This is a genomic window from Kitasatospora sp. NPDC054939 (assembly GCF_053610105.1).
This window is the reverse complement of the sequence record NZ_JBSGXP010000118.1, coordinates 1-15,754: the sequence shown is the minus strand read 5'-3', so window position 1 is coordinate 15,754 and position 15,754 is coordinate 1. Positions and strand designations below refer to the sequence as shown.

Annotated in this window: 16 protein-coding genes, 1 tRNA gene and 3 pseudogenes; 9 read left to right on the top strand and 11 right to left on the bottom strand. The window is 71.2% G+C overall.

Going from position 1 to position 15,754, the window contains the following annotated elements:
• Positions 1 to 7: 7 nt before the first annotated feature.
• The 3 genes from ACWGB8_RS27745 to ACWGB8_RS27735 all read left to right on the top strand — a co-directional run bounded on the left by ACWGB8_RS27745 (position 8) and on the right by ACWGB8_RS27735 (position 3,168).
• On the top strand, positions 8 to 1,963 hold the full coding sequence (locus ACWGB8_RS27745) for a ferritin-like domain-containing protein (RefSeq protein ID WP_452216342.1): 1,956 nt from the start codon (positions 8 to 10) through the stop codon (positions 1,961 to 1,963).
• 497 nt (positions 1,964 to 2,460) lie between these two features.
• A complete protein-coding gene (locus ACWGB8_RS27740; protein WP_452216341.1) occupies positions 2,461 to 2,964 on the top strand; it encodes a hypothetical protein in 504 nt (167 codons plus the stop codon).
• Between the two features lie 127 nt (positions 2,965 to 3,091).
• Positions 3,092 to 3,168: transfer RNA gene (locus tag ACWGB8_RS27735), tRNA-Met, on the top strand.
• Here ACWGB8_RS27735 and ACWGB8_RS27730 read toward each other — a convergent pair.
• Entirely contained in the window at positions 3,147 to 3,461 is a 315-nt protein-coding gene (locus ACWGB8_RS27730) for a hypothetical protein (RefSeq protein WP_452216340.1), read from the bottom strand. The two genes, ACWGB8_RS27735 and ACWGB8_RS27730, sit on opposite strands and share 22 nt — an antisense overlap.
• A 592-nt stretch (positions 3,462 to 4,053) precedes the next feature.
• Between ACWGB8_RS27730 and ACWGB8_RS27725 the strand changes: the two are divergent.
• Together ACWGB8_RS27725 and ACWGB8_RS27720 are read left to right on the top strand one after the other, a co-directional pair.
• Positions 4,054 to 4,365: pseudogene (locus tag ACWGB8_RS27725) on the top strand (transposase); the annotation flags it as partial.
• A 74-nt stretch (positions 4,366 to 4,439) separates the two neighbouring features.
• Positions 4,440 to 5,443, top strand: a pseudogene (locus ACWGB8_RS27720) (IS5 family transposase).
• A 19-nt stretch (positions 5,444 to 5,462) separates the two neighbouring features.
• Here the strand turns inward: ACWGB8_RS27720 and ACWGB8_RS27715 are convergent.
• The 6 genes from ACWGB8_RS27715 to tgmA form a co-directional block, all read right to left on the bottom strand.
• Positions 5,463 to 5,978, bottom strand: coding sequence for a DinB family protein (locus ACWGB8_RS27715; RefSeq protein ID WP_382339905.1), 516 nt, complete (start codon positions 5,976 to 5,978; stop codon positions 5,463 to 5,465).
• Between the two features lie 231 nt (positions 5,979 to 6,209).
• Entirely contained in the window at positions 6,210 to 6,440 is a 231-nt protein-coding gene (locus ACWGB8_RS27710) for a hypothetical protein (protein ID WP_452216339.1), read from the bottom strand.
• 56 nt (positions 6,441 to 6,496) lie between these two features.
• On the bottom strand, positions 6,497 to 6,877 hold the full coding sequence (locus ACWGB8_RS27705; RefSeq protein WP_452216338.1) for a UTRA domain-containing protein: 381 nt from the start codon (positions 6,875 to 6,877) through the stop codon (positions 6,497 to 6,499).
• Between the two features lie 97 nt (positions 6,878 to 6,974).
• A complete protein-coding gene (tgmC, locus tag ACWGB8_RS27700; protein WP_452216337.1) occupies positions 6,975 to 8,114 on the bottom strand; it encodes an ATP-grasp peptide maturase system methyltransferase in 1,140 nt (379 codons plus the stop codon).
• On the bottom strand, positions 8,111 to 9,082 hold the full coding sequence (gene tgmB / locus ACWGB8_RS27695) for an ATP-grasp ribosomal peptide maturase (protein WP_452216336.1): 972 nt from the start codon (positions 9,080 to 9,082) through the stop codon (positions 8,111 to 8,113). Before tgmB ends, tgmC begins: the two co-directional genes overlap by 4 nt.
• The gene (gene tgmA / locus ACWGB8_RS27690; RefSeq protein ID WP_452216335.1) at positions 9,082 to 9,363 is read right to left on the bottom strand and encodes a putative ATP-grasp-modified RiPP; all 282 of its coding nucleotides are present in this window, start codon (positions 9,361 to 9,363) and stop codon (positions 9,082 to 9,084) included. The genes tgmB and tgmA overlap by 1 nt, the downstream gene beginning before the upstream one ends.
• Before the next feature lie 172 nt (positions 9,364 to 9,535).
• Here tgmA and ACWGB8_RS27685 point away from each other — a divergent pair, with 172 nt between their 5' ends.
• On the top strand, positions 9,536 to 9,745 hold the full coding sequence (locus ACWGB8_RS27685) for a hypothetical protein (RefSeq protein WP_452216334.1): 210 nt from the start codon (positions 9,536 to 9,538) through the stop codon (positions 9,743 to 9,745).
• 52 nt (positions 9,746 to 9,797) lie between these two features.
• On the opposite strand, the gene ACWGB8_RS27680 is transcribed toward ACWGB8_RS27685, so the two are convergent.
• The 3 genes from ACWGB8_RS27680 to ACWGB8_RS27670 form a co-directional block, all read right to left on the bottom strand.
• A complete protein-coding gene (locus ACWGB8_RS27680; protein WP_452216333.1) occupies positions 9,798 to 9,959 on the bottom strand; it encodes a hypothetical protein in 162 nt (53 codons plus the stop codon).
• A 148-nt stretch (positions 9,960 to 10,107) separates the two neighbouring features.
• On the bottom strand, positions 10,108 to 11,130 hold the full coding sequence (locus ACWGB8_RS27675) for a hypothetical protein (RefSeq protein ID WP_452216332.1): 1,023 nt from the start codon (positions 11,128 to 11,130) through the stop codon (positions 10,108 to 10,110).
• A 658-nt stretch (positions 11,131 to 11,788) separates the two neighbouring features.
• Positions 11,789 to 12,142, bottom strand: a complete 354-nt coding sequence (locus ACWGB8_RS27670) for a hypothetical protein (protein ID WP_452216331.1) — start codon at positions 12,140 to 12,142, stop codon at positions 11,789 to 11,791.
• Between the two features lie 33 nt (positions 12,143 to 12,175).
• On the opposite strand from ACWGB8_RS27670, the gene ACWGB8_RS27665 reads away from it, so the two are divergent.
• Entirely contained in the window at positions 12,176 to 12,448 is a 273-nt protein-coding gene (locus ACWGB8_RS27665) for a hypothetical protein (RefSeq protein WP_452216330.1), read from the top strand.
• On the opposite strand, the gene ACWGB8_RS27660 is transcribed toward ACWGB8_RS27665, so the two are convergent.
• A complete protein-coding gene (locus ACWGB8_RS27660) occupies positions 12,343 to 13,761 on the bottom strand; it encodes a hypothetical protein (RefSeq protein WP_452216329.1) in 1,419 nt (472 codons plus the stop codon). The genes ACWGB8_RS27665 and ACWGB8_RS27660 overlap by 106 nt on opposite strands.
• Before the next feature lie 57 nt (positions 13,762 to 13,818).
• Here ACWGB8_RS27660 and ACWGB8_RS27655 point away from each other — a divergent pair, with 57 nt between their 5' ends.
• Together ACWGB8_RS27655 and ACWGB8_RS27650 are read left to right on the top strand one after the other, a co-directional pair.
• Entirely contained in the window at positions 13,819 to 14,259 is a 441-nt protein-coding gene (locus tag ACWGB8_RS27655) for a hypothetical protein (protein ID WP_452216328.1), read from the top strand.
• A 1,359-nt stretch (positions 14,260 to 15,618) separates the two neighbouring features.
• A pseudogene (locus tag ACWGB8_RS27650) lies at positions 15,619 to 15,754 on the top strand (IS5/IS1182 family transposase); the annotation flags it as partial.

The window sequence follows — 15,754 nt, the reverse complement described above, 5'->3', positions numbered from 1 at the left end:
GCGTGCCATGCCCGACCCGACACCCCCCGACGGGAAGATCTTCCCGCGCAACCTCACCGCCCGCGCCGACCACGTGGTGCGCGGCAACCCGGCCGCCACCCGCCCCGAGAGCGGCGTCGACAACTGCTTCCCCGGCCTGGAGTTCGACCAGCGCAACCTGGACAAGGCCTTCTTCCCCGGCCTGCGCGTCGACTTCCAACGCCCGCTCGGATCCCGCGTCCTCGCCGTCACCGACGGCACCGCTGCGGCGGCCCAGGGCCTTACCAACACCGACCTCACCGACGACGACAACCCCGTCTACATCTGGGCACTCTGCGGACACACCACGGTCGATCAGCCGGAGAACCCGGCCCCCGTCATTACCTGTCGGCAACTGCGCGGCCTGGGCGTCTGGCGTCGCGTTCACGACCTGCTGCCCGGCCGGATCGCCGTCCTCCTCGGCCCGGGGCCCGGCTTCTCCTCGCCCGGCGCCACCGCCGTCGGGGACCTCGACGCCCTGCGCCGCAGCAACGGCGGCTTCGTCCGGCGCGGCCCGGACGGCCGCTTCCAGCTCGCCGTGCTGGTCGCCGACCGGGCCCGCTACCTGGACCCGGACGGCGTGATCGACCCGGAGGTGTACGAGCCGGGTGACCTCACCCTCAGCCTCTGCGCCCCCTGGCAGTACGACTTCCGCGACTGCGGCTGCTTCTACTGGGCCGCGTCCAAACCCGATGTCACCAGCAACGCGGACGGCTCCGTCCCGCAGATGAACTTCCTGCGCCGCGACCGCGCCCCCGTACCCGACCTGGACACCGACGAGCCCAGGCCCGGTGCCGAGCGCGGCGCCCGCCGGGCGCTGGAGTTCACCTGGCCCGGACTCATCCGCGACTGGGGCGTCCTGCCCGTCGTCCTCAACGACCGCGAAGTCGAACCCGACGCGCTCGGCGTCCCGGCCGCCCCGGCCGTGCAGCCGCTGACCCGCCCCAAGGTGATCGCCGAGCTGAAGCGGCTGGCCACCGTCGAACACGCCCTGTGTGTGGAATACCTGTTCGCACACTACTCGCTGAATGCGCCCCGGGAACTGCCCGAGGGCACCGACCCGCGCTCGCTCACGGCCCGCATCCACGCGGCCGCCGCGGAGATCTTCGCCGTCGCCATCGACGAGATGCGGCACCTGCGCTGGGTCAACGAGGCGCTCGGGACTCTCGATCAGCCCGTCGTTCTCGGCCGCGCGGCGCAGATCGAACGCGACGGCGTCCACCCGTTCGAGCTGCGCCGGCTCGACCCCGACGTCCTGCAGTGGTTCATCGACGTCGAGGCCCCCAGCCAGCAGGCGGGCACCGGCGTGGACGGGATGTACGTCCAACTCCACGAGACCCTGGTGAGGCAGCCGGAGCTGTTCCCCGAGGATCCCGGCGGCCGGCTCGCCCATCTGATCAAGCTCATCATCGACGAGGGCGGCGACCACTTCCGCCGCTTCACCGCCGTCAAACGCCACCTCGCGGCCATCGACCCGCGGCAGTACCTGCGCACCTTGGGCGCGGGCGACGGAAGTCCGCTGCAGACGCGGCTGCTCGAACTCAGCGACCAGTACTACGCGATCCTGCTCGGCACCCTGCACACAACGCTCGGGCTGGGCGACCGGGCGGGCGGCGTGTTGATCGAGCAGTCCCGGCGCACCATGACCAACCTGCACGAGACCAATCACGCCCTCGCCGCACGCGGTGTGGCGCCGCGCTTCACGCTGCCCGCCTGGCTCACCGCGCCCGGCGGCGGTCAGCCAGGCGCACGGGCCAACGGGCAGGCCACCCGGGACGCGGCGATCGTCGCCATCAGCGCCCTGCAGGACCTCAGGTCTGTCCGCGACGCGGCGACGAGGTCCATGGCGGTCCGCCAGGAGGGCGACGTCCGGACTCTGCTGACCGTCCTGGACCTGCACGACGGCGGCGGCCCCGGCGGTGGTGGGCCGGGCGGCGGCGGGTGAGCCCGGCCGTGGTCACGATCGCCGGAGGCGGGCTCGCCGAGCTCACCTGCGCCTGGCTCCTCGCCGGACGCAGGCACCGGATCAGGCTCCCCGACCGAGCCGCGGGTGCCGGACCGCGGCCGCTGCTGCTCACCGGGTCCACCCTCGATCTGCTCCGATCGCTGTGGGGCGACGGTCTCGTGGGTGACGCGCCGCGACTGACTCACCGCCAGGTGCGATGGGGGTCACGGGCCCAGCCCGCCCGGTTCGCCCAGCCCGCGTGGGTTGTGGACGGGGCGGTGCTGGCGGAGCGGATGCGGGAGCGGCTCGGGCCCCGCCCCGCACCGGCGGGCCCTGCCCGGTGGACGGTGACTGCGCAGCCGGCGGGGGGACCCGAGTCGGGGGCTGGCGGCGATGGCGGGAGCGCGGGCACTGGTGTCCACCGGCAGGCCGGGCGGCGGCACCTGCTCGCCGGCACCACCGGGCTGCGGCCCGGTGAGGATGCGCACACCGTCGTCTTGGACACCACCGAGCTGGGCTGGCTTCAGCTCACTCCGCTGGGCTCGGGCGACTGCCTGGTCCAGGCCATGGTGCCCGGTCCGGCTGCGGAACCCGTCGCACTGCTGAGCCGACTCCTCGCCGAGTCGGGCCTGGCTGCCATGCTGGACCGTCCGCCGTGCAGCGCGGTCGCAATCGCGGCCGCGCCCCGGCTGCACGCCTGCCCCGCCGTCGCCCCGACCGACCGGATCCCGTACGGCCGGCTGACCGTCGGGGCCGGGGCCATCCGCTATGACCCGCTCAGCGGCATGGGCACCGCCCAGGCCCTCCGCACGGCGATCCTCGCCGCCGCCGTCATCGACGCCGACGCTGCCGGGACACCCGCGGACGCGCTCTGCGCGCACTACACCCGCCGCCTGCGCGCGGCCTACGCCGAGCATCTGCACACGTGTGCCGAGCTGTACGCCGGCGCTTTCGACACCGCCGCCTGGCAGGACGAACTGGATGCCGTACACGCGTTCTGACGTCGCTGAAGGAGCCGGGCGGGCCCGGTCAGCTGGGTGGGCGGCCGCTCCGTCAGTCTGCGGGCGATGGGCACCAGGTCATGGATTTCCGTAGCTGCCCTCGGTGCCGTATGGTCGGTGCTTCCGACGCGGGGTGGAGCAGCTCGGTAGCTCGCTGGGCTCATAACCCAGAGGTCGCAGGTTCAAATCCTGTCCCCGCTACCAAGAGGGCCGGTTCCGACGCACGCTGTGCGTCGGACCCGGCCTTGCTCGTTGTTGAAGCCGATGTCGGTCGACAGCGCGGGGATCAGGACTCCCTCGGCCCCGGTGTCAGGGTGCGGAAGGCCGTCGCGGTCGGCGTCACGGAATGCCTGCTCGGTCTGCCGGATCTCGTGCAGGAGGTTCCAGCGTTCGGTCGCCGGGTGATCGAAGGAGAGGTGGCTGTTGACTCGGATCGGCGCGTACTCGTCGATGAACTCGTTGTAGTCCGAGTGTGGCGCCGCGCCGTCGGTGCGCACCGCACCCTGTGGAGTGCCCGCAGTGCGTCAGCGACCGGGAGACACAGGAGCTGGGGCCGCTGGTGCTGCCCGCCCCGACCCGGCGGGAGCTGATGGCCGCCCGCCTCTCCGCGCCCGCCGACCGGTGGTGGGAGGTCCGGGTGCGGCACGCCTAGCTCTACCCGGTGAAGGGCCGCGCCGCGTGAGCGTCGGTGCCCGGGGGCGTGTCCGACCGGACGGGTACCCGCGCAGGCCGACCGATGGAGACACCCGTTCGAGGGTACTTACTGATGGTTTCAGAATGAGGTCCGGAGGCGGCGAGGACGTCAGTCGGTTGAGGCGAGGACCTGTCCGGGCTGCCCATACAACTCTGTCTCGCGGCCTGACCCACGACGACCGGTGACCGTACAGGCTCGCCCGTCCGGCCTACGCACCGTGCATAGTGTGCTCATGGATCGATTCCTGGGTCAGGGCCGCCTCGAATGGTGGGCCAATCACTCGACTTGCCTTGAGAGGACGTTAAGTCCGTTTCTGGATGATCTGGTGTCGCCCGTTCGTGGGTACGGAGGCATTCGGACTGACTCGCATGTCGTGTGCATGATGGGGTCGAAGTATGGAACGGATGCCGTACTCAACAGACTTGTCCGACGGGCGGTGGGCCTTGATCGAGCCGTTGGTCACCGCCTGGAAGCAGGAGCGGGTGTCGCGGTCGGCGACCGGGGACCCGGGCTCCTGCGACCTGCGTGAGGTCGTGAACGCGCTGCTGTACCAGAACCGGACGGGCTGCCAGTGGCGGCTCCTGCCGCACGACTTCCCGGCTTGGTCGGCGGTGTTCTACTACTTCACCCTGTGGCGCCAGGACGGTCTTGACCAGCGGATCCAGGAGATCCTGCGCTGCCAGGTGCGGGAGCGGGCCCGGCGATTAGGGAGCGTATTTGGTTGTGATCTATCTGCGGGTTTCGCTCTCGTGGCCGCACCTGATCCGATAGACCATGCTGTGTGACACGAGTGCAACTGACTGACTCTGAGTGGGAGTTCATCGGGCCGTTCCTGCCGGTCGGCGAGTACGGCCCGTACCCCGAGCGGCTGCGCCAGCAGTTCGAGGGCGTGATCTGGCGGTTTCGGACGGGCGGCCAGTGGAGGGAGATGCCGGGCGAGTTCGGCGCCTGGTCGACGGTTCACAACCGCTTCCGGCAGTGGAGGGACGCCGGGGTCTTCGAGGCACTGTTGGAGGGTGCGATCGCCGAGGCCGCGAAGCGGGGTGAGGTGGACTTGTCGCTGGTCAGCGTGGACTCCACCACCGTCCGGGCCCATCACGACGCCGCCGGGATGCACCTCGACCCCGACACGCTCGCCGACCTGGAGAAGGCCGCCGAGGAGGCGGAGAAGGCCCGGCAAAAAGGGGCGGCCCGCAGGAACAAGACGGGCAGAGTGCCGCAGACGACCCGGGACAAGACGAGCGGCGACGTGTCCGACGCAGGCGCGAACTCCGTCTGAAGGCGGCCCTGCTCGGACGCTCCAGGGCCGGTCAGACCAGCAAGGTCCATATCGCCGGCGAGCGCAGGTGCCGCCCACTGGTGCTCGTTGTGACCGAGGGGCAGGCCGCGGACAGCCCGCAGTTCATCCCCGTGCTGGAGAAGGTGCGGGTCTTCGGTCCGGTCGGACGCCCGCGCACCCTGCCCGGCGCGGTTGCCGGGGACAAGGCCTACTCGTCCCGCGGCAACCGCGCCTACCTGCGCAAACGCCACATCAAGGCCGTCATCCCGGAGAAGAGGGACCAGGCCGCCAACCGAAAGAGGAAGGGCAGCAGAGGCGGCCGTCCCGTCACCCACGACGCCGACCTCTACAAGGAGCGCAACACCGTCGAACGCCTGATCAACAAGCTGAAAGCCTGGCGGGGCATCGCCACCCGATACGACAAGACACCCGAGAGCTACCTCGCCGGCCTCCACCTCCGCGCCTCGATGATCTGGATCAAGGACCTCACCACGACCACCCCTTGATCACGACCCGATACGCTCCTTAGTAGTAGCCCTTCGTGCCGTCGAGTAGCTCCCGGACGATGTCCGCGTGCCCTGCGTGTCGCCCCGTCTCCTCGACGAGGTGAATCAGCATCCAGCGGAGGTTGGCGCTGCCGTCGCGGAAGTCGGGGTGGCGGCCGGTGTCGTCCAGGTCGGCCGCGGCAATGATCGCGTTGCTGCGGGTGCACTGGGCCTCGTACTCCGCAAGGAGCTCTGCGAGGGGGCGGCCGTCGGTGTGCCAGTCGGCGTTCTTGCTTGACTCGTCGAATGCGGGGTTCTGCTTCTTGTCGCCGCCGAGGAACAACACTTCCAGCCATATGTGCTCGGTCCAGCGCATGTGGGAGATGAGACCGGCCATCGTCATGTCCGGTGAGGTCGGGATGACCGGGCGGCGCGCGTCCTCGTCGCTCAGCCCTTCGCATTTCCAGCGCAGAATCTGCCGCTGCAGGTCCAGCCAGCCGATGAGCGCAGTGCGTTCATCCGCTTGGCGCGGGGGGCGTTCCAGTTCCGATGACATAGCGGCGCACGCTACCAGGGAGGTCGGGAGGGGGCACCTGGGTGACGGGCTCGCCCGCGATTTACTGATGATCAGATGCCGCGGGGCGGGCCCTCGTCTTCGCAGTTCAAGGCGTCGACCCAGCGACATCACCCATCAAACCTCAGTAGCGCTCCAGCGCGGCGTTGAGCTCGTCCCTGGCGTCCACCAGGTTCTACGGGGGAGCCGACATGTCGTCATCGTCGTTGATCATCAGCGGATGCATACGGAGAGGGCGCCCGGGTTGGCCAGCAGGCTTCGCGCCGAACGGCCGTGGCCGTTGGGCACGATCATCCGGACCGACCACCTACTGCGCCCTTCGGCCGGCACCTTCCACACCGCGGCCTGGCGCGGTTGGGTGAGCGCGCAGGCGGTCAGGTCGGCTGCTGCCGTCGCGGCGTTGGGGTTGTACGTGGCGCTGCCGAGGGATGAGCAGGACGACATCCGGGAGACCCCGCGCCCCCTGGCCGGCTCCGAGTGCCCCGAGTCGGTGGAGCCTGTCAGCCGTCCTGCCGTTCGGCGGTGGGGTGCCGGGTGATGGGGTGACCGATCTCGAACTTGGCGGCGGACATGCGGGTGTCGTTGATCTCGACGACGACGCCGGCCGGGCTGGTGGAGGTGCGCACGATCCGCAGCAGGGGCGTGCCCTTGGGCAGTTCGAGGTCGTCCGCCTCTCCCGCGGTTGGCATGCGGGAGCCGATCGTCTCGTACCAGGCGAGGGGGCCGTGGCCGAGGTCGAGTTCGAGGCGGTCGTAGATGCCGCCGGTGCCGGTGTCCTTCTCGGCGAGACGGGTGCCGCGGGCGACGGCCGCCGGGAGGTAGCTGGTGGCGAGCTGGGCGGGCTCGCGAGGGTCGGCTGGGCCCATGAGCCGGTCGCGCATCAGGACTTCCTCTGGGGGTGGTTTCTGCACACCCCGGAGGCGATTACCAGAGCACCGCGCCCGCCCGGCGACCAGGCGTCGTGAGGCTGTGCGCGGCTCAGATCGGGAGGTTCCAGCCGGGCCCGTCCTCGGAGTGGAGCCACACGCGCTGTCCGTCGCCGTCCACGGTGATGCCGAAGGCTGCCTGATGAGGTGCGCCCGCCTGCTGCCACTGGATGATGGCGTCCTCGACCTGGTCCCACAGGCGCAGCGGGCCGCGCTGGGTGACCGTCCAGCCGCCGTCGGGGTGCGGGGCGGTGCGGGCGTGGGAGCCGGTGGCGTGGTCGACCAGGATCTGGTGTCCGCCAGCGCCCATGAGCTCGGCGGACGGGGCGGCGAGCTGGGCGACCCACTTCCCGGTCCAGTCGGTCAGCAGGGCCGGGTCGGTGTCGGTATGCCGTTCGTCGCCGGACAGCAGGGTGACGCTCTGACGCGGCGGCCGGTCGTGCGGCCTGGCGATCATGAAGCTGGTGAAGCCGGGCAGGAACCGGCCCGTGGCGCAGCCCGGTTCGGTGACGGTCAGCAGGGCCAGGCCGAACGCGAAGCTCCAGCCCGAGAAGGTGGCCAGGATCCGCCCGCCCGGCCGGACCTGGTAGAGCCACGGCAGCGGGAGGTAGCGGATCGAACAAGTCGCGATCAACCGGTCGTACGGCGCCCCGTCCTCGTGACCGGCCAGACCGTCGCCGACCACCAGCGTCGGCGCGAACCCGGCTGCCGTCAGCCCGGCCGCCGCGCGCTGCGCCACCACCGGGTCGACCTCCACGCTGACGATTCCGTCGTCCCCGAGACGGTGCGCGCCGAGCGCGGTGGAGTAGCCCGTGCCGGTGCCGATCTCCAGCACCCGGTGGCCGTCCTCCACCTCCAGCTGCTGCCACATGCCGAGCACCAGGGACGGAAGCGTGGACGACGACGACGGAGAGCCGGCCACCGGCCCGAGCACATCGGAGGGCTGCACATGGCCGTCGAGCTGGGTCACCAGCGTCTCGTTCTCGTACACACCCTCCAGCCAGCCGGCCGCGGTGCTGCGCACCGGCTGGTAGGTGGTGGGCATGCTGCCCGGGACGGGCAGGAAGTACTCGTCGAGGAACGCCTCCCGCGGCACCGCTGCTGCGGCGGCCCGCCAGGCGGGGTCGGTCAGGGTGTTGTCGGCGGTCAGCCGATCGACCAGGCCGGCACGGAGTCGGGCGGCGGTGCTCATTGATCGGGGCCTCTCTGAAGCTGGTCGGCGAGGGCGCGGGCGATGTCGTCGGTGGTCGGTTGCGGGAAGAAGGCCCACTGCCCGTTGGGGTTGCACTCCAGGAACCACCACCGGCCGTCACGGTCGACGGCGAAGTCGAACGCGCCGAAGACCAGGTCGAAGGCCGCCAGGTAGCGGGCCACGCACTCTCCGAGTGCGTCGGGGACGGGCAGCGGCGTGTACGTCAGGAGGTCCTGTCGGCGGCGCCAGTCGAGGTCGGGACTGTCGATCCGGACGGCGAACAGGCGCTCGCCGACCGCGGTCAGCCGCACGTCGTACGCCTTGTCGACCTTCTGCTGGAACAGGTGCGGGCAGGCCGAAACCGCCTCGGTGATCTCCTCGGCCCTCACCTCTCCGACCCACGCCTGCAGCGCCCGGCCGTCCGCCGCGGCGTAGGGGGTGTTCCACAGCGGCTTGTAGACCACCCCGCCGGCGTGGGACGCGCAGAACGCGCGTGCCTGCTCGGGGTCGGTCGTGACGATCGTGGCGGGCACCGTGAAGCCGGCCGCGAGGGCGGTGTGGAGCTGGGCGGGTTTGTGCTCGGCCTGGCGGATGCTCCAGGGGTGGTTCACGTAGTGGGCGCCGGGCAGGGCGGCCAGGACTCCGCCGACACCCCAGTACGCCTGGGAGCGGGCGAACGCCGCGTCCTGCCCTTCCGCCCCGGGCGGCGCCGCGTAGGCCGAGGGCCTGCGGTACCACAGCGCCCGCACGCTTCCCAGGTCGAGGGTCCGGGTCGGGGTGACGAGCGTTCCCCGTCGGCCGTCGGAGCCGTACCGGGCGGTCAGCGAGGAGCCGTTGTGCAGGTCGGCCCCGAGGTCCGTGCGGACGACCGGAACCCGCCGTTCGGCCAGGATCCGGAGCACCACATCGGCCGTGGCATCCCACGGGCTGGTCACGACCAGCACGGCAGGCGGCCGACCCGGGTCCATCAGCCGCCGCCCTGGTCCTGGTCGTTGGCGTTGACGCTGTCGACATCGGTCGGCTGGTTCTGTTGTCCGCTCTGCCCGTCCCCGCCACCGGTGCTCGTGGGGCTGGACGTGTTGGTGCTGGTGCCGTGCTTGCCCATCTCCACCGTCCGGCCCTGCTCGTCGACGTAGACCGCGACCTGCGTCGCCGGGTCGATGACGACGCTGAGCTCGGCAGCCGGCGCGGCCGGCGGATAGGGCCGCATGCGGGTCGTGCCCCATGGCGGCACGGTTGAACGAGTCATCCCGATCCCCCTCCTTCGCTGCACGCCGACCGAGACAGCCGGCGCACAGGAAGACTGCCACAACGAGTAGTTGGAAGAATGCATTCCGTGTCGAGGTGTCCCGATCGTTAACAGATCCGGCCACGTTCCCACGGGCGGCACGACAACGGTGATGTCGGGCCCGGTCCGGCTCGTGGATGTCGAGCCGCGCTGGCCGTGGGTGATGACCCGCATCGGCGGCCGGTGGCGGCCGGGCCGACTGACCCGCTGGCGCCTGCACCAGGACAGCGGCCAGTGGATCGCCCTGGTCCGCTACGGCCCCGGGGTCCTGGACTGGGGGTGGTTCCTGCACACCCCAGAGGTCATCAGGCGGAGCCGCCAGGCCCCGGAGCCAGGCCGGTGACGCCGACCGCGGTGTAACGCCGAACCGTCGGCCGCCGCGGCGTCGATGTCGGTCAGACCGGCACGTTCCCCTCTGTCCACACGTAGACGGCCAGTCGCAGCGCGATGTCCTCGGTAAGGTCGCCGATCTCGACAGTGGTCCGCCGCTGCTCGGAGAACACGGTGCCGCCCGGCACCGGGGTTTCGGCGGCCTGCAGCGACAGCGCAGCGGCCACATCTCGAGCCGGGGTACCCGGGTGCCGGCCACCAACTGGTGGGCTTCGTCGAGGATGCCGCCGTGGGCATCGACGCGATCGCACAGTCGGCCGTCGTAAGGTGATCGCTACAGGTGGGGAACACCCAGCACGCGACCGCGTGAAGGACTCACTGCATGACTTCGAGATGTGGATGGTCGAACGAGGTCGGGCAGATGTAGATCTGCATGTTGTAGCCCCTACCAATCGACACCATTGGCGGATCGGAGGGACTGCGCAGGCCGGTGCGCTCCGGGGGGACACGGTCTTCGAGGGGGATCCAGCTGCCGCTTCCACCGTCCCACTCCCCGCTGCTGACGGTGAGCAGGGGGCGGTACTCGGTTTCGCAGCTTGGGCAGTGCATGGGCGAGGGGTCGCGGAAGCTCCACGGGCCCCAGCCGCCGATCTTCCAGCCGGGGGCGACCGAGAGCTCGTACTGGTAGTAGGCGCCGCCGGGTTCTGCGTCCGGGTCGTCCTTCTGCTCTTCTCCCCAGTGGTGGAGACGGTCGGCGAGTTCTTCCGGGAGTTCGTGCGGTGCGGGGTACTCGGTGACGACCTCGGGGTGCAGGACGCAGGGCTCGGGGACGTACTGGCCGTAGTGCTCGACGTCGGCGGGCTCCGGGGGATCGGTGAGCAGCTCGCCGATGCCCACGGTGTTCCGCCAGACGAGGCGGGCCGCGGGAAGCGATTCGCCGTCGTGGTCGACGGGGCACCACAACACTTGCAGGAGGTCGGCCCCCTCCGGGCCCGTAAGTCCGGGGACGTCGCGGAGGTAGAGCTGGGCGACCGGCAGCAGGGCGTTCGGCTCGGTGCGGGGCGGGTGTCCGGCTTGGAGATCGTCGAGGTACGCGCGCTGGTCGGGGGTGAGGAGGTCCTCGCCCGGCTCGCGGTGGCGGAGCCAGGCGGCTTCGAGCAGCGCGCGCCTTCGGCGGACGTCATCGAGGGAGACGGGCGGCTCCCAGTGGTGGTGCTCCTGCGTGCAGGTCGGCCACTGCTCGTCGGACGGCCACAGGAGCGGCCCGCCGACGGAGCTGTCGTGGACGGATGGCACACCGGCACGCGGGTGCAGGCGGATGGCTTGCCGGGCCAACGGCGCCAGCTCCGGGAACAGGGACACGATGTCCACGGGTCGGGGCGGGGTTGTTCTCGGCACCTGTGCTCCTTCAGCAGCAACCTGCGAGTTTCAGGCGGACTCTATACGCGGGATGTGACAGTCCTGTCGACTGTCTGGCCAGGTGGTTTTCGCCGACGCCGACGTTGAGCACCAGCGGCCGACACAGGGGTGGGGAAGGCCTGCACGGGCCCTGCCACGCGCGTTCCGATCTTCGAAGGCCCCCATATTGACTTGTGATAACAGCCCTGGACCTCAGCCACCCACTCCGCCGGCGGGGCGCGGGGCTCGCGCGTACGCGTGGAAACGGCGGCTCGGAAGGCTCACCGGGTGGTGGGCGGCTATCGAAAGTCAGGGTTGGGCGGGTGGGGGCGGCTACCTGATCGCCGTCCCCCACACCTGCAGCGCCGTCCCGAAGCCGACCAACCACAACCCCAGTGTCTCCCCGGCCAGACTGCCCACCGTGAACTTGTCGATGTCCCGCGGGCTTTGTGGACCCGGTGGTGGACCTCTACGCCCAGGCTCTCCAGTGCAGCGATCCTAACCCGCGTCTCGTCGGCCACCGCCCTCTTCAACCGGCCGATCTCCTCCTTGCACCACGCCACCCGCACCTCCGCGTGCTCCAACCGTTGTTCGGCGGTTTCGGCGTCCGAGAACGGCCGCCACAGCGGGCGGCGGTGATCACTCATCCGACCAGTTGTCACTGCCGAATCCGCCAGGCTGAGCCGCGGGCCGCGGGGCGGCGCCGACCGGGATCACCGGGAACGTCGGGAGCGCTTGCTCGAAGCGCAGGGTGCGGCCCTGGCTGTCGACCCACTGGGTCGAAGGCGGTCATGCCCTCCTTTGTCATGGCGCGGTGGGTGCGCGGGTCGATGGCGGCGATCTGATCCACGGTGAGGCGGCCGGTCAGGTGGTAGGCGGGGGTGCCCGCGATGTCCTCCATGCCCTTGCGGGCCGAGGGGCCGGCGTTGAGCAGGAGTTCGGCGTACTTCGCGTAGTCGAGATGGACGCCGAGCAGGGCGGCGCCGACGTCGACGCGCTGCGCACCGCGCACGGGCCAGTCCGCAACGAGGTGGTGGCCGGTGCCATGCCGGCCGCATCCGATGCCGAGCGGCTGGTCATCGTGCTGCGTCTCGGTCTGCTGACGACGGACCTCAGCCGGGCGGCCGGTCCCGACGAACAGGCCCCGGACATCGAGGCCCTGGCCGCCGCTCGTGAGCTGGTCGTCGCCGCGACCGCGTTAATCATCTGGCACTACTCCCCGTCGTTCGACGACACGGTCGGCCTGCCGCCGGCCGACGAGTCGCTGGGACTCGCCTTCGCGCTGCTCCAGGCCGCCCGCGACCAGCAACTGACCTGACCCGCCGACAGCCCGCTCCCGTCTGCCCGGCGGCCCGGGACCGGTTCGGCCACGATCCGCGCCCGACCGGCGCCCGCCACGTTGCACCCGGGCCCATTCGACTCCCCGCCGCCCTGGCGGTGGCCGAGGACGCCTCCAAGGTGTGTCGGCGTACACCCGAACGTACGTGCTCGGGCAGGTATATCCGTTACAGGCGGGCGGACGCCCTCGCGCTGGCCGCCGGATGCGCGGCGGCGGACGGCATCCGGACCGCTCTGCCCGCCCTCGACGCCCTCACGGCTTCGACCGCACCCCGCCGCGTCCGGACGGAGGCGGCCCGGCTGGCCCGAATACTCGCCTCGTGACGCGCGGAGGACCCCGGGCTCGCAGCCGAGTTCGGCGGCGGCCGAGCGGGCGGCCGACAACGCGTCCGGAGGCAGCCGGAGCAGGGACTGGGCCAGGTCGGCGGGCCAGGGCAAGGCCCCGGCGGCCCGGTGCGCCGCCAGCCGCTCGGTGAACACCGCCGGATCGACGGCGCCATCGGCCGCGGTCGGGGTGGCGAGCAGCAGCGGTACCGGCGCCTGCCCGATCCGGGACGCGACCTCCAACGCGCGCAGCACGGGAATGGTCCCCGGACTACAAAGGTGAGCGGGCCAGTCGAGCATTGCGGCGGCGTGCTGCGCCGCCAGGTGGCTGCGGCCGGGCAGAGCGTCGAGCAAGCAGCCGAGTGCTTCCTCGAGGCGGTGGGCCTGCCAGATCGTGATCGGTTCGTCGTCGCGGCCCGCGGTGAGCGGAGCGAGGGCAGCGTGGAGGGCCGCGGCGTCATGGTGGTGCTCGGCGACGAGGGCGGCGAGGATTACCTCGAACTCGCCCGGGTCGGGCACCTGATCGGCCATCACGGCCGCCAGCCGCTCGGCGAGGTCTAGCGGGCCGGCGGGTGCGGCGGGCAGCGCGGCCTGGCCCATGGGCGGTGCGACGGCGTGCGGTTCGGCGGCTTCCTCCTCCGCCGGGGCTTGGATGGCCAGCAAACGGTGGGCCTCGGGCCGCAGGGCCGGGCCGAGGACGACGGCGGCGCTGCGTACGGCCTCGGCGGTGGCCGGGGCGACGCCGGACAGGTGCTGGGCGGCGAGGCGCAGGGCGCGCTCCTGGACGGCCGGAGCCAGGTGGGAAATCGGGCGTCCGGGCCCGGTCTGCGTCGCCCCGCGCCGACCGAAGGCGGGTCGATGCGGTCCGTCCGCCGTGCTGTACACGTGCCCGTCAAGGGCGGGCTTCGGACGTTCGGGGCGGAGAACCGGCCCACCTGCGTCCGTGGCCGGTGCGGTGGTGCCGCCCACGGGTACGAACGGATTGCACGGCCTCTCCCCGGGGCCCGCAGGAAGGCCAGGAAGCGGATGCACGCTCGGAAGGCGCTCGCCGTTATGTCCACCGTCCTCGCCGTGGTGGCGGGCACGGCCGTCACCACGCCCGCCGCGAGCGCGGCCGCGAACAAGCAGGCAGGCGGCTACGGCTGCGCCGGCACCCTCGTGTGGTCCGGAGGTGTCGTCGGGCATTCGGGGGCCGGTACGGTCTATACCTACCTCAACGGCGCGATGAACTGCTCGGTGTTCGTGAAGTCCGCCTACGCGGGTACCGCCACGTGGACCTCCATCTCGATCCAGAACAGTGACAACGATCTCGTCTGGCGCGACACCGATGCGGGCAGGTACAGCTCGTACGCGGGCCCCGTGTACGTCGATGCTCCGGGAAAGTGCATTCGGGAGTGGGTCTACGAGGAACACCCGGCGGGCGGCCTGTACTTCTCCGCCGGGACTCCCTGGCACTCGTGCGGCTGACGCATTCCGAGTGGTCAGCGCTTGCCCGACGAGAACTGACGTGCGCCTGCCCACCTGTTGGGACGCCGGCCTCCTTGTCCCCCGCCGACCGACGGTCCGGCCCGCGCCTTCACCGACCTCGCCCCGGTCGCCAGGGCCTCCTGCTCACCCTCGTGGGCCTCTTCACCCCTACGACCGCCGTATCCTCACCCCTTCCTGGGGGACGCACTCGCCTCTCCCGGACTGCTCGGCTCCACCGCCCCCGGCCGTCCCGGCTGTTCGCCCGTGCGGTTGCTCGTTCGTCTGCCTGGCTGTCGCCGGGCCGGGTGGTTGTGTGACGGGGTGGGTGTGACGGAACCGCGCGGGGCCGCTGGGCTCTGGTTCGCCGTGACCTCATGGCGTTTCGGGCGCCTGCTTTGGCTTTGTATGGACCAACCCGGGCCGGTACGCGATCCCCGGCCGGGCCGTCCGGGGCGCTGCGGGGTGCTCCGGTTTCGGTGACTGTGGGTGGTCGTTCGCCGGGTCGGCCGGGGTTCGGCGGCTCGTCCCGGGCTCGGGGCCGTTCCGGGGTGTTCCCGTGAATTGACGGTCCGTCGGAACTGTCGCGGCTTTCCGTGTTGGATTCCCTTGTCGATTCTGCTGGTACTTCCGCCGGTCGGGGCGCTTCGGCGGGTCCTGGATTTGCGCGGGGATTCTGTGCGGGTGCGGGTGCGGGTGCGGGTGCGGGTGCGGGGCGCGGGCGGTGGTGTCCGGCCTGCGGCCGTGCCCGGTGCGCCGTCGTCCTCGCGGCGGTCCCCGGCGCCGTCCCGGCGGCGGCCGGTGGGCTGCTGCCCAGGCGGCCCGGCCGCCAGGAGCTGCCGGCCGCCTGCCCGCCGGTGCCCCCGGCAGCCCGCGGCTGCTGTTCGGCGGGGGCCGGCTGCTGTGCCACGCTGTTCGGAACGAACGCGGCCAGCGGGATAACCGTCACAGCCAGCGCACAGGCCGCTGCGCATCCGATCCTCGCTGACCAAACCACCTGTCGGTGCAACGGCTACCCTGTCGCGGTGAGGACCTCGCGAGTACTGTCGATCGCCCTTCAGGACACCGGCCAGCCCCCGCTGCGTCCACTGCCAATCGAAGCAGCCGAACTGCTTCGCGACCTTGACGCTCCGCCACGCCTGGTCGCCCATCTGCGAGCAGTCCACGACGTTGCAGGGCAACTCCTCGAATGGATCGCTGCACGCAACCTCGATCTGGGCATCGACCCGCAGGCCGTTCTCTTCGGGGCCGCCACCCATGAGAGGACGTTAAGTCCGTTTCTGGATGATCTGGTGTCGCCCGTTCGTGGGTACGGAGGCATTCGGACTGACTCGCATGTCGTGTGCATGATGGGGTCGAGGTATGGAACGGATGCCGTACTCAACAGACTTGTCCGACGGGCGGTGGGCCTTGATCGAGCCGTTGGTCACCGCCTGGAAGCAGGAGCGGGTGTCGCGGTCGGCGACCGGGGACCCGGGCTCCTGCGACCTGCGTGAGG

What these genes read in the sequence shown, in the direction of transcription:
- ACWGB8_RS27745 (WP_452216342.1), top strand. Translation starts at nt 8, where the DNA reads ATGCCCGACCCGACACCCCCCGACGGGAAGATCTTCCCGCGCAACCTC.
- ACWGB8_RS27715 (WP_382339905.1), bottom strand. Translation starts at nt 5,978, where the DNA reads ATGTCATCGGAACTGGAACGCCCCCCGCGCCAAGCGGATGAACGCACT.
- ACWGB8_RS27710 (WP_452216339.1), bottom strand. Translation starts at nt 6,440, where the DNA reads ATGTCGTCCTGCTCATCCCTCGGCAGCGCCACGTACAACCCCAACGCC.
- ACWGB8_RS27705 (WP_452216338.1), bottom strand. Translation starts at nt 6,877, where the DNA reads ATGCGCGACCGGCTCATGGGCCCAGCCGACCCTCGCGAGCCCGCCCAG.
- tgmC (WP_452216337.1), bottom strand. Translation starts at nt 8,114, where the DNA reads ATGAGCACCGCCGCCCGACTCCGTGCCGGCCTGGTCGATCGGCTGACC.
- tgmB (WP_452216336.1), bottom strand. Translation starts at nt 9,082, where the DNA reads ATGGACCCGGGTCGGCCGCCTGCCGTGCTGGTCGTGACCAGCCCGTGG.
- tgmA (WP_452216335.1), bottom strand. Translation starts at nt 9,363, where the DNA reads ATGACTCGTTCAACCGTGCCGCCATGGGGCACGACCCGCATGCGGCCC.
- ACWGB8_RS27665 (WP_452216330.1), top strand. Translation starts at nt 12,176, where the DNA reads ATGCCGGCCGCATCCGATGCCGAGCGGCTGGTCATCGTGCTGCGTCTC.
- ACWGB8_RS27655 (WP_452216328.1), top strand. Translation starts at nt 13,819, where the DNA reads ATGCACGCTCGGAAGGCGCTCGCCGTTATGTCCACCGTCCTCGCCGTG.